Raw genomic sequence first — 13088 nt, forward strand, 5'->3', positions numbered from 1 at the left:
TATATAATTAAATTAAGGATAGCAAATTTACATAATGTTTTGTTAAATAATATAATTTTTAACACTCATGAAGTGTTTTAATTATCTATAATTCAATTTTTTTCTAAAAAAAACTTATTTAATTGCTTCTTTATCCTTTTTCAAAGGAATGACATCATTAACAATTTCGTTAGGTATAGTTATAGATAATACATAATGTTTAATTACAAATTTATTGCCAATTTGTTTTAAAACTCCTGAACCTCTACAAACGCCCATCCATGTATCTAAAATTTCATCAAACCAAATGAAGTTTGTTCCTTTTTCGGTGTAAATATTACGTTCAATTTTTTTAAAAGACCAAGCTTTCCCTTTATCAAAAAAAGGTTTGCTAAAATCTTGAAATTGCTTTTTAGACCATACTTCACTAGCATCTGTTCCTACAAAAACAGAGACTTTGTCCATAGCATCAAAATAATTATTATAGTTTGCTTCTGAAGCTGCTTTATGCCAATTGTCAAGAAATTGATTTACATTTTCTTTGTTGAAAGCAATTGTGTTTTGTTTTACAGTTTGACAAGAGCTAAGAAGAATTTGTAATGTTATCAGTAGGAAGATTAAATTTCTCATTCTTTCTTAGGTATAGTTTTAGTCTTGGTTTCAGTTTCAGTATCTAGCTTAAAAAAATCATCTAAATTAATTTCTTCATCAAACTCTTTTTTACTGTAAATTGTATTCACTTTAGCATTGTAACTACCAAAAATTAATAGAATTTTATCGATTTGTTCATTTACTTCTTTTGCTTTGATTGCAGGAATCATTGTCATGTCATTCAATCGTAACACTTCATTTTCCAAAACATTTGTTCTTGCTTTAAGCGCGTTTGTTTTTAAAGTTTCAATTTTCAAACTATCGTTTAAATTCTTGGCTAATGTTGTTAATTCATTTGCCATTTGTAATGCTTGATTGGGTGAAATTGAAGAAAATCGATCTAGAAAATCGTTAATTTCATTGTATTCTGTCCAATCTTGGATTTTCGACTTAGCTAAATCAGATAAATTAGAAGGCTTACTGTGTTTGCTAACTACACTCATGTCAGAGGTAACAGTTTCTTCTACCACAGTTTTTTGTTCTCCTTTACAAGACAAAAGAAAAAGACTAATTAAGAACAACGTAAGACTAAAATATCGATACATTACAAATCTGTTATTTTGTCCAAAAATACATTATTTAATTTCGTTTTTTCTAAAACTAAACTTAAAGCTTAATTATCAGTTTTTTAAATTTTTGTTTTTATTGATAGTTAAAAAATAACAAATAAATATTACGAATATTTAAATTCATTAACTTTGTAGAGCATTAAAAATAGATTTTTGTAAATGAGTGATACCATTTTAATCCTTGGAGCTTGTGGTCAAATAGGTACAGAATTAACCCAAAGACTACGTGAGATTTATGGAAGTGAGCAAGTAATTGCTTCAGATATTAGAGAGGGAGATGCAGCATTTTTAAATTCTGGTCCGTTTGAAATCATTAATGTATTAGATCGGGATAGAATATTAGAAGTAATACAAAAATACAAAGTTACTCAGGTGTATTTAATGGCTGCAATGTTGTCTGCAACAGGAGAAAAAATGCCTTTAAAAGCTTGGGACTTAAATATGCAATCGCTTTTGCATGTATTAGAATTAGCAAAAGACAAACATATTCAAAAAGTATATTGGCCAAGTTCAATTGCTGTTTTTGGAAGTACTTCACCAAAAATTAATACACCTCAACAAACAGTTATGGAACCTTCTACCGTGTATGGTATTAGTAAAGTTTCTGGAGAACATTGGTGTAATTATTATCATAGTAAATATGGTGTAGATGTTAGAAGTTTACGTTATCCAGGAATTATTAGTTGGAAAACTAAACCAGGAGGAGGAACTACAGATTATGCAGTAGATATCTATTTTAAAGCTAAAGAAGAAGGTACTTATGAGTGTTTTTTAAGTAAAGACACAAAGTTGCCAATGATGTATATGAATGATGCTATAGAAGCAACTATTCAAATTATGCAGGCTAAAAAAGAAGATATCAAAATGAGAACTTCTTACAATTTGGCTGCAATGAGTTTTACTCCTGAAGAAATTACGGAAGAAATTCAAAAGCATATTCCTGAATTTACAATTTCATATTATCCAGATTTCAGACAAGAAATTGCTGATAGCTGGCCACAAATTATTGATGATAGTGCTGCTAGAGCTGATTGGAATTGGAATAATAAGTTCGATTTAGAACTAATGACTAAGGAAATGTTAAGCAATATTGGAACTAAAAATAACGAACTTTTAACGGCGTTGTAAGTTTATCAAATTACTCACGTCATAATCATTGTAAAATGGTTTAAAACATGAAAGAAGTTATAGAAAAGAGCCTTGAAAGCGCACTAACATATTCAGAATATAGAACATTAGTATCAGATTTATTAGAAGAGAATAAATCAACAGGAGAAAATCAATCTGAAGCATTATACAATTATAGTTTTTTAAACGATAGACGTATGAAGCGTTTAGATAAAACATCTAAGTTAACTGAAGATACTTTAACTAAAATTAAAGATGTTGAAGAAAAGCAAACTTGGATTGTTTTAACAGAAGGTTGGTGTGGAGATGCTGCTCACAACATTCCTGTATTAAATAAAATGGCAGAAGAGAATCCGAATATCGATCTTCAATTGGTGTTAAGAGATGAAAACTTAGATTTAATGGATAATTTCTTAACGAATGGCGGTAGATCTATTCCGAAGTTAATTGCTGTTGATCAAAATAAAGAAGTATTATTTACTTGGGGACCAAGACCTACGGTAGCAACTAAAATGATTGCTGATTATAAAGCTGAGCATGGAGTTGTAGATGCTGATGTTAAAAAGGATTTACAAGTATGGTATAACAAAAACAAAGGAACTAATGTTCAAGAAGATATATTAGATCTTTTAGAGAAGTAGAATTTAAATTGATTCGTTTAAATATTTATAAAGCCTCATGATATATTTGTCATGGGGCTTTATTTATATTTGTAGCCTATGATTGTACAATTTAAAGATTTATCAGAAGAGGCGAAAATTTGGATATATCCATCAAGTAGAAAGTTTTATCCGCAAGAGGTTGAGCCAATAAAAAATAAAATAGAAGATTTTTTAAATTCTTGGATTGCTGATAAAGAAGCAGAAGTTGCTTTCACTTTACTTTATAATCGATTTATTGTGTTTTCTGTTGAAGAAGGCGTCGTTATTTCAAATCAAGATTTAGATAAACAGGTTATGTTTATTCTAGAATTACAAAAAGAATACGAGATAGAATTACTGGATAAAATGAATGTATGTTTTAAACAAGGAGAATTCGTTCAGTACAAAGAAGTAAAAGAGTTTAAAAAATTATTGAAGAACAAATCAGTGAATAGTAAAACTGTAGTTTTTGATAATTTGGTGCAAACAAAATATGACTTTGATAACTTCTGGGAAGTACCAATAACAGAGAGTTGGTATAATCGATTTTTGTAGTAAAAACTTAATTTAAAATTTACATTTATTTTTAGTTTAAGTATTTTCAAATCATAGGTTTTCTTAATTAATATTCTACTTTTGTAGAAAAATTAATTATATGAAAAAACTATTACTCCTATTTACAATTTACCTTACCTCTTTATTAAATTCTTATGCTCAAGACGTACCGTTTACGCAAAGGTTACTGCCCAATGGTAGTAACGTTAGAGGTGACATTACTTTCGTGTCAAATAATATATTGAATAGAGAAGATAGTTCATTTTCAGCTAATGATCCATACAATGGAACCGGCTCAAATGGACAATTAAATATTCAATATATAGATGTAGACGACGACCCCACAACATTTTCTTCTTCAAGTGCATTGTTAAATTTACCATTATGTTCAAGAGTTACATTTGCAGGATTATATTGGTCAGCAGTATATCCTTATGAAACTTGGGAAGGAGAAGCTCCAAGATCTGGTGATTTTAGAAATATAAAATTTAGATTACCTGGTCAGTCATATCAAGATATTACAAGTGATGAAGTAATATATGATAATGGAATTGCAACACAGCGACCTTATTTATGTTTTAAAGATTTAACTTCAGAAGTTAGTAGTTTATCTAGTCCTAATGGAGATTATTTTGCCGCAAACATAAGAGGAACAATAGGTGCTGATCAAAACAATGGTTTAGGTGGAGCTGCAGGTTGGGTTTTGGTAATTATTTATGAAAACTCAAATGAAACCACAAAAAACATTTCGTTATTTGATGGTTTTTCTACAGTGAATGTTTCTAATACTTCTGATGTTTTATTTTCAGGAATTACAACTACACCAACAGGGTCAGTTAGAGCAAAAGCTTTAGTGGCAGCTTTAGAAGGAGATCAACCTTTTGCAGGAGATCATTTTCAAATAAGAGGTAGTAGCGGATTTTATACAGATGTGTTTAACCAAGTAAATCCTCAAAATAACTTCTTTAATAGTTCTATTACTCAATACGATAATTATGTTATCGATAGAACTCCTGCTAGTGAAAACACACTAGGTTTCGATGTAGATTTATTTCAAATTAATAATCCTGGTAATTCTGTTATAGCCAATAATCAAGCTGACATTCAAGCAAGATTCACTACTGATAGTGATATGTATTGGCCTTTTTTAAGTGCAATTGCGGTAGAGATTTCAGAGCCAGATTTAAGAGTAGTCAATACAATAGATGATGGTGCTGGTAATGATTTATCAGGATCAGTATTAAGTTTGGGAAGTGATTTTTGGTATAACTTTGAATTTCAAAATATAGGGAACGAAGATGCTACTAATGCAGTAATTAGTTCACGCTTACCTAAAAATATTAGTATAATACCATCTGATGTAATTGTTCCTTCTGGAGTAAACTTCACATATACTCCACCATCAAATGCAAATGGTTTTAGAGGCGAAGTAACATTTAGTATAAACGATAATTTAGTTCAAGAAAGTAATTCGTCACAAAGTATACGTTTTCATGCGCAGTTATCGAGTAATTGTAGTGAATTTACAGAAGCTTGTTCGAATATAATAGAGACGCAAGCATTTTCAAATTTTTCTGGAATTAACAGTGGAATTCAAGTTTCTAATAAACCTAGTGTATCAGGTGTAGACGCATGTAATCAAGGTATTGTTGGAGGCACAAGTTTTTTAGCAGATACATCTTCCTGTGCTGATGTAACAAAAGATGTAGGTTTTTGCGGAGTACCTGTTACTTTAACTGCTGCTGATGGATTTGCTACTTATCAATGGGAAGACAGTAGTGGAACTGTATTAGGAACTACTCAATCTATAACAGTTAACTCTTTAGGAGTATATAAAGTTGCAAAAGGTAGTGGTGCTGGAGCTCCAGCAGCTTGTTTACCTCTTACAGAGTCGTTTAATGTAATTTCAGGTTTTTTAGATTTTACTGCGTTTTCAAATGATGCAACATGTACAGGAAATGATGGTGGTATCACAGTAAATGTTACTAATGGTCAAGCTCCTTTTACATATACAATAATTCAAGCGACAGGTGTTGGAACTGGTTTTGTAGAAGTAACTGAAGATTCAAGTTCGTACTCATTTGTTGGTTTAACTGCAGGAGCTTATGAAGTACAGGTTACTGATGCGAACGGATGTACATCTTTATTAACATTAGTATTATCAGAATTCCCACCTTTAACAGTAACACCATTAACAGTTAGTCAGTTCAATTGTTTTTCTAATAATGTTGCCAACAACGCTAATATTATTATAAACACAGCAACTGATATTACAGGCGGAACTGGAACATATACTTCTATTGAATTATTTAATGAAAACGGAACGCCAGGAAATACTAGTGATGATGTTAAAATCGATGGCGTTGATATGGGGTTAGGCTACATGTATGAAATTTCTGATTTTAATGGAGGTAGTTTTTACGCAAGAATAGTAGATAGTAATGGTTGTATAGCTTTCTCACCTGTTGTGAATATAGATCCTTTAGATGTTTTGCTAGGGTTAACAATTGATCAGGTAGATCCAATCAATTGTTCTAATACAGGAGAAAAAATTAACATTACTTACAATTCTAGTTTAGGTTCAATAAATGCTGATATTGTAATATCAGATAGTACTGGAGTAGTTATAGAAACAATTAATAATGTACAAAATAATGTTGCTGTTACTAACAACTCACGTTTAACATCAGGAATTTATTCAATAAAAGTAATTAATCCAATTACTGGATGTGAAATAAATGAAGTTTATAGTGTAGATGATGTACAAAACTATACAACGAATATTATAAGCTCAACTCCAGGTGCTTGTTTCGGAGATAATAATGCTTCGTTAACTCTTAGCATTGAAGATGCTGGAGGAAATCCATATACTGGAACTTATAATTACGAAGTTTTTACTGATGGAGGTGCTTCTTCAGGGGGTATAAGTGTTGCTACGTCTAATCCATTAACTATTAATGATCTTTCCTCAGGAGTTTATTTAGTAGAAATTACTATGAATGATTTTCCATTCTGTGTATTAAGAACACAAGAAGTCGTAATTGATGGACCAAATGCTGCTATAGCAACTTCAACAGTTGTTAGTGACGATGTGATTACAGTTGAAGCAACAGGAGGTATTCCACCGTATGAATATGCTTTAGACGGAACAACTTTTACAACGAATAATATTTTTATTGTGCCTAATGCTGGAGAATATAATGTAAGTGTTAGAGATGTAAATGGATGTACTGTAAATACAGTGGTGATAGTTCCGGATTTCGGTAATGATCTAATTTTAGCTGATGATGCAGTTGTAACGTTATCAGGTTCGCCATTGATTATTGATATTTTATCGAATGATACAAATATTCCTTCAGTAGGTAGTTTAACTGTAAATAATCCATCTAATGGTTCTGTAACAATTGATGATTCAGGTACAGTTGATGATTTAAGTGATGATATTATTACATATACACCAGATCAAGATTTTGTAGGTTTAGATAGTTTTACTTATACAGTTTGTGATCTTACAACTAACTACTGTGATTCTGCAACAGTATTTGTTACTGTTGATCCAATTTTAACTCCATTAACAGTAGCTTTTAATTCTACTAATATTAGTTGTTCTGGAGATGACAATGGAATTATTGAAGTTTCAGCTACAGGTGGAATTGAGCCATATTCATATGCTTTATCTTCTGAATCATCGGTTATATCGACTAACCCTACAGGTGTGTTCTCAAACTTATTTGCTGCGAATTATAATGTAGAGGTAACAGATAGTGTTGGTAATAAAGAAAATATAGAGGTTGTAATCACAGAACCTACACAAATATTGGTAGGAATCACATCTTCATCGGTAAATTGTAATGGTGGAAATGATGGATTCATATTAGTGGTTTCAACAGGAGGTAGTGGAAATTATACCTACGAAATTAGTTCAGAGCCTGGTGTGTTTAAAACAGGAAACCTTTTCCCAGAACTACCAGCTGCTGATTACGTTGTCACTGTCAAAGATGATTTTGGTTGTACAGTATCTAGAACTGTAACAATTTCAGAACCAGAAAAATTAGAAATAAATCCAGTTGTTGATGGAAATACGGTTACTGTTAATGCAATAAATGGTGTACCTCCTTATAAATATGCAATTGATGGAGGTCCAATTACTACAACAAATGTATTTACTAATTTGAGTGAAGGAACTCATGAAGTTTCAGTAACGGATTTTGAAGGTTGTTTTAGCTCAATTTCAATTGAGATTAGTAATCAGATGGTAGTTTTAGTTGACGATGCTATAGATGTCTTTTCAAATACGCCTTCAATTATTGATGTTTTTGCGAATGATGTAAGTATTCCTACTGAAAGTGATATGATAACTACTACACCATTAAATGGTTCGTTAACAATAGATGATTCAGGAACTACAACTGATCCGAGTGATGATGTTATTACATATACACCGAATCAAGATTTTGTTGGAGTAGATAGTTTTACTTATACCATTTGTGATTTTGGAGGTAATTCTTGTGGTACAGCAACAGTTCTTATTACTGTAAACCCACAAATAACTCCAATATCAGTAGCTTTAACTTCTTCAGATGTAATTTGTAATGGAGAAAGTAATGGAACAATTCAAGCAGTTGCTAATGGAGGAATTCCACCTTACACTTACAAACTTATAGATTCATTCTCAACAACAATTGATAATAATACTAATGGTTTCTTTGTAAATATTGTTGCAGGATATTATACTGTAGAAGTTACAGATAGCACAGGGTCAATAATAATCGATAATGTAACTATTTTTGAACCAGAGTTATTACAAGCTACCTTGGTAACAGAAAATGTAAGTTGTAATGGAGAAGGTGACGGAACTATAACAGTAAATGCAATTGGAGGTAATGGTAATTATGTTTATGAAATTAGTTCTAATCCAGGTAGATTTCAAACAGAAAATACATTTACAAATTTAATCCCAGGTTTTTATAATATTACAGTTTTAGATAGCTCAGGATGTATTAGTGTTATTCCTGCAACTATTGAAGAACCAGAAACCTTATTTATAAGTTCTGTTGATATTAGAGCCACAGGAAGATTCCCTAGTGGAAGAATTAAAATAGGAGCCGAAGGAGGAACACCAAGATATAAGTATAGTATTAATGGAGGAACATTTAAAAGATCTAATAGATTTTTAGATTTAGAAGATGGATCATATATCATTTTAGTTAAAGATGCGAATGGATGTATTTCAAATCCGTTAACTGTTCGCATTGATAAAATTGAAATTAATAATACAGTAAATCAAGTTTTAGATATTCTAGAGGCTTCTTACAAAAATGCTGTTTCTTATCAATGGATTAATGTTGATGATAATACAAGAATCCCAGGAGCAAATCAGGCTGCATATAAACCAACAGAATCTGGTAGATATCAAGTAGAAATGGTAATTAACGAAACGTCTACTAGAATGCAAAATAATACAGTGATTAGAAGAGAAAACAATCAAGTAGTATTATCGCCAGTTATAGAGTATAAAGCTGAAGTTTTAAGTGTAGAGGATGTAGAAGAAAAGATTTTAAAAGTATACCCTAATCCAACTTCTGAAAGATTAATACTACCAGTAAACTTGATGAATAAGTCTTATAAAATTTATTCAATCATAGGGAAAGAAGTAAAATCTGATGTTATTTCTTCTGAAGAAATTCAAGTAAATGAATTAGCTAGAGGAGTGTACTTACTTAAAGTAGATGGTTATCAACCATTACGTTTCATTAAGAAGTAAGAATTATTCCTATACATATAAAAGAAAGCGTTTAGTTATCTAAACGCTTTTTTATGTTTTAAAAGAAAGAAAATCCAATTCCTAAGGATATACTATCTAAGTTTCCGTTTTCAAATTCAGCTATTTTCTTTCTGTGAAAATCTAAACGAATTAAACCATTCCATCGGTTAGAACTAAAGTTCATTAATCCAATTCCAACTTTATAATAATTTCCATTGCTAAAACTTTCCGAAGGACGCCACATTCTTCCTAAACTAGCATCAATAAAATAAGCAGAGCTACTTTTTGCAATAAAATTATAACGTACAGTACCGAAATAAGGAATAGAGTTTATATCGTATCTAAAATGATGATCGTATCCCATACTAACGCTACTAGACCATCTTTTGTCAAATTGATATCCGACTTCAGCTCTTAGTAAGATAGATTTAGGAGTAATAAACGGACCATTACCTTCTTCTGAAAGTCTAAATTGTTGGTTAATACCAAATGTGGTTCCTAAGTTTCCGATAAAAAATGGCTTTTTCTCTTGTATTTGGGCTTCTGAAGTAAAATAACTGACTGTAATTAAAATAGTAAGTAATAGTTTTTTCATATTGGTTTTTAAGTTTTCATCTACTAATCAATAACTGTTCCATGAAATATTTTTGTAACAAAAAATATTTTGTTCGTCCTATAATAAAAAAGTTATGGGAGGATATGGAAGCATACAACCTTTGTTGAATAGTAATAAAGATTTACTACGAAAGAAAAGTTTATTTAAGGATAAAGGGAAGAACTTAAAATCGGAAGAAGGAAAATTAGAGTTTGTAAAACTATCTGAAGAAGAACTAGATGCTCTAAAGAATGAAATAAACAAAAAATCGACTAAAGAACGATTGTTAGGTGTTTTTGGAGTAATCTTTCTTGTTGTTTTTATAGGTTTTACAGCGAATTATCTTATCCAAGGAAATGAAACTTATAAATCTAGTATAGATTCGAAGAATCATCAAATTAGATTAGATGAATTCAATGTAAATATGAAAAAAGGAGATGAGTTTTATTACCAAGCTCATTATAAGAATGCTTTATTCTTTTACAATAAGAGTTTAGTGTTATTTCCAGAGAATACTTTGGTGAAAACTAAAATAAACAATTGTTATCGATTACGTTGTGAAAACGAAAATATAGATTGTAACAAATTAGTTCGTTAAGCTTTCAATAAAACCATCTATACTTTGTGCATTGTCAACTGAAAAATTACCAATTTTAGTGCGTCGTAAAACCGATAAATGAGCTCCAGAACTTAATTCTTGACCGAAATCGTGAGCTAAAGATCTAATGTATGTTCCTTTGCTACAAACAACTCTAAATTCAACATTATTTGAGTTGATAGCTGTAATTTCAAATTCGAAAACTTCTATTTCTCGAGATTTAATTTCAGTTGTTTTTCCCTGGCGTGCTAATTCATACAAACGTTTGCCATCTTTCTTAATAGCAGAGAAAATAGGTGGTTTTTGTTGAATTTTACCTATAAATTTTTCAGTTGTTTTATGAATTAATTCCGAAGTAATATGTTCTGTAGGAAAAGTTTTATCAATTTCAGTTTCTAAATCGTAACTAGGTGTAGTGGCCCCCAAAACGATCGTACCTGTATATTCTTTTACTTGTCCTTGATAGGTTTCTATACTTTTAGTTTGTTTTCCGGTACAAATTATTAGTAATCCTGTAGCTAAAGGATCTAAAGTACCAGCATGACCAACCTTTATTTTCTTAATATCAAAGCGTTTTCTAATATGCCAACGCAGTTTATTTACAACTTGAAACGATGTCCATTCTAAAGGTTTATCAATTAATAAAACCTTTCCTTCTTTAAAATCTTCTAAGGTGTTCATTGTTATTTAAATAAAGCGTATCCAATAGCGATTAAACCTACTATTGCACAGTAAATGGAAAAGTATGAAAGTTTGCTCTTTTTTACTAAAGCTATCATCCATTGACAAGCTAGTAATCCGGTAACAAAAGCAGCAACAAAACCAGCAGAAATCGGAACAATTTCAGAAGATTGAAAATTAATATCTCCGCCTAAAATATCTTTCGCAATTTTACCAAAAATTAAAGGTACAACCATTAAAAATGAAAAACGTGCGGCTTTTGTTCTATCTATTCCTAATAATACAGATGTCGAAATTGTTGCTCCAGACCTAGAAATTCCAGGTAACATTGCTATTGCTTGAGAAATACCAATAACTAGAGAGTTAGAAAAAGACACATTTTTTTCTGTGTTTTTTGCTTTATCTGCAAACAATAAAAGTAAAGCAGTTACTAAAAGCATAAAACCAATTAGTAGTATGTTTTTGCTGAAAAAGGTTTCTAATTGCTCTTCAAACAACAATCCAATAATTACTGCAGGAATCATTGAGATTACAATTTTGGCTGAAAATTGAGATTCTTCATTCCATTTAAATTGAAATAAACCTTTGAAAATTTGGGCAACTTCTTTTCTAAAAATTACCAACGTACTTAAGGCAGTTGCAAAATGCAAAACAACAGTAAAAGTTAAGCTTTCTTTTGGTACAGAATTGTCACCTAAAATAGCTTTTACCAATTCTAAATGTCCACTAGATGAAACAGGTAAAAACTCTGTCAATCCTTGAATAATTCCAAGGATAATCGCTTCTAAAATATCCATAATTACTTTTTAGGATCGGCAAAAATAGCATATATTTCAATACCTAAACCAATAATAACAAGAGTAGGCGCTAAACGAATTCTTCTCCAACTATATAGTTCTTCATTAAAAACATTTGGATCATCACTTCCTCCTCCAGACATTAAAATAAAACCTAGTGCGATTACAGCTAAACCAATTAGCATAATCTTATAATTTCGTTTACCGAATAAAAATTCTGGTTGTTCTGAATTTTTATTTTTTTCCATAGTTTAATAATATAAATCGTTGGTTTGTAAGTTTAAGAATCGTTGTGTTGCAAAATAAGTGCTAATCCAAGAAATAAGGAAAGAAGCAGTTATAATACCACTAGATAAGTAAATTAGTGACATGTAATCTTTCAATAATTCTAAGGCTGGTATGTTTTTATCTATATAATAGATCATTACACCCAAAGCAATAAGTGCAAGTACAGCACCAATAAAACCTAATCGTATACTTTGCCAAATAAATGGTTTTCTAATAAAACGTTTTGTTGCGCCAACCATTTGCATGGTTTTAATATTAAAACGTTTTGCATAAATAGAAAGTCGAATAGAACTGTTGATTAAAATCACAGACACAACAGCGAAGAATCCACTTAAAATTAAAAGCCAAAAACTTATTTTCTTAATGTTTTTGGTAAGTTGTTCGACTAGAGGTTTATCGTAAGAAATGTCTGCAATAAAATCGTTTTTCTCAAACTTAGCTCTAAGTTCCTCCATTTTTTCAGGAGTAACATAATCTGCATTTAAATATAAATCGACTCCGTTTTTTAAAGGATTTGTTCCTAAAAAATCAAGGAAATCTTCTCCAAGATCTTTACTGTAAGTTTTAGCAGCATCTTCTTTAGAAATATAGTACAATTCTCTAGTAAAAGCTTCATTACCCAAAGATTCTCTAAAAGATTCGATTTGTTCTTTGGCTACATCATCTTTAAAGAATAAAGACATAACTACTTCTTGCTTAAAATGATTGGCAACTTTAGTAGATTTTAATAAGACTAAGCCCAAAATACCAATCATAAACAACACAATAGCGATACTTATAATTACCGAAGCATAAGAAGATCGTAATCGTCGTTTTTGAAAAGAATCAAAAGAATTTGTCAT

General features: G+C 30.6%; 12 protein-coding genes. 5 read left to right on the forward strand and 7 right to left on the reverse strand.

The window, feature by feature from the left end:
- Positions 1–114: 114 nt before the first annotated feature.
- Together Q1A15_RS09670 and Q1A15_RS09675 are read right to left on the reverse strand one after the other, a co-directional pair.
- A complete protein-coding gene (locus Q1A15_RS09670; RefSeq protein ID WP_299622537.1) occupies positions 115–609 on the reverse strand; it encodes a nuclear transport factor 2 family protein in 495 nt (164 codons plus the stop codon).
- The gene (locus tag Q1A15_RS09675; RefSeq protein WP_299622540.1) at positions 606–1175 is read right to left on the reverse strand and encodes a hypothetical protein; all 570 of its coding nucleotides are present in this window, start codon (positions 1173–1175) and stop codon (positions 606–608) included. Before Q1A15_RS09675 ends, Q1A15_RS09670 begins: the two co-directional genes overlap by 4 nt.
- A gap of 183 nt (positions 1176–1358) precedes the next feature.
- Between Q1A15_RS09675 and Q1A15_RS09680 the strand changes: the two genes are divergently transcribed.
- The 4 genes from Q1A15_RS09680 (at position 1359) to Q1A15_RS09695 (ending at position 9287) form a co-directional block, all read left to right on the forward strand.
- Positions 1359–2327 (forward strand): NAD-dependent epimerase/dehydratase family protein, encoded by a 969-nt coding sequence (locus Q1A15_RS09680; protein ID WP_299622544.1) that lies wholly within the window; start codon positions 1359–1361, stop codon positions 2325–2327.
- Between the two features lie 47 nt (positions 2328–2374).
- Entirely contained in the window at positions 2375–2968 is a 594-nt protein-coding gene (locus Q1A15_RS09685; RefSeq protein ID WP_299622547.1) for a thioredoxin family protein, read from the forward strand.
- A gap of 78 nt (positions 2969–3046) precedes the next feature.
- Positions 3047–3523 carry an ABC transporter ATPase gene (locus tag Q1A15_RS09690; protein ID WP_299622550.1) on the forward strand — a complete coding sequence of 159 codons (477 nt, stop codon included), beginning with the start codon at positions 3047–3049 and terminating at the stop codon, positions 3521–3523.
- Between the two features lie 100 nt (positions 3524–3623).
- A complete protein-coding gene (locus Q1A15_RS09695) occupies positions 3624–9287 on the forward strand; it encodes an Ig-like domain-containing protein (RefSeq protein ID WP_299622553.1) in 5664 nt (1887 codons plus the stop codon).
- Between the two features lie 58 nt (positions 9288–9345).
- On the opposite strand, the gene Q1A15_RS09700 is transcribed toward Q1A15_RS09695, so the two are convergent.
- On the reverse strand, positions 9346–9882 hold the full coding sequence (locus Q1A15_RS09700; protein WP_299622556.1) for a hypothetical protein: 537 nt from the start codon (positions 9880–9882) through the stop codon (positions 9346–9348).
- A gap of 94 nt (positions 9883–9976) precedes the next feature.
- Between Q1A15_RS09700 and Q1A15_RS09705 the strand changes: the two genes are divergently transcribed.
- The gene (locus Q1A15_RS09705) at positions 9977–10480 is read left to right on the forward strand and encodes a hypothetical protein (RefSeq protein WP_299622560.1); all 504 of its coding nucleotides are present in this window, start codon (positions 9977–9979) and stop codon (positions 10478–10480) included.
- Here Q1A15_RS09705 and truB read toward each other — a convergent pair.
- Genes truB through Q1A15_RS09725 form a run of 4 tightly spaced genes read right to left on the reverse strand, consistent with a single transcriptional unit; the run spans position 10469 to position 13088 of the window.
- Positions 10469–11161 carry a tRNA pseudouridine(55) synthase TruB gene (gene truB / locus Q1A15_RS09710; protein WP_299622563.1) on the reverse strand — a complete coding sequence of 231 codons (693 nt, stop codon included), beginning with the start codon at positions 11159–11161 and terminating at the stop codon, positions 10469–10471. The genes Q1A15_RS09705 and truB overlap by 12 nt on opposite strands.
- A gap of 2 nt (positions 11162–11163) precedes the next feature.
- On the reverse strand, positions 11164–11958 hold the full coding sequence (locus Q1A15_RS09715) for an undecaprenyl-diphosphate phosphatase (RefSeq protein WP_299622566.1): 795 nt from the start codon (positions 11956–11958) through the stop codon (positions 11164–11166).
- 2 nt (positions 11959–11960) lie between these two features.
- Positions 11961–12206, reverse strand: coding sequence for a DUF3098 domain-containing protein (locus Q1A15_RS09720; RefSeq protein WP_299622569.1), 246 nt, complete (start codon positions 12204–12206; stop codon positions 11961–11963).
- A 3-nt stretch (positions 12207–12209) separates the two neighbouring features.
- Positions 12210–13088: a permease-like cell division protein FtsX gene (locus tag Q1A15_RS09725; RefSeq protein WP_299622572.1), complete on the reverse strand. Its 879-nt coding sequence runs from the start codon at positions 13086–13088 to the stop codon at positions 12210–12212.

Source organism: uncultured Tenacibaculum sp. (genome assembly GCF_947495995.1).
Classification (GTDB): Bacteria; Bacteroidota; Bacteroidia; order Flavobacteriales; family Flavobacteriaceae; genus Polaribacter.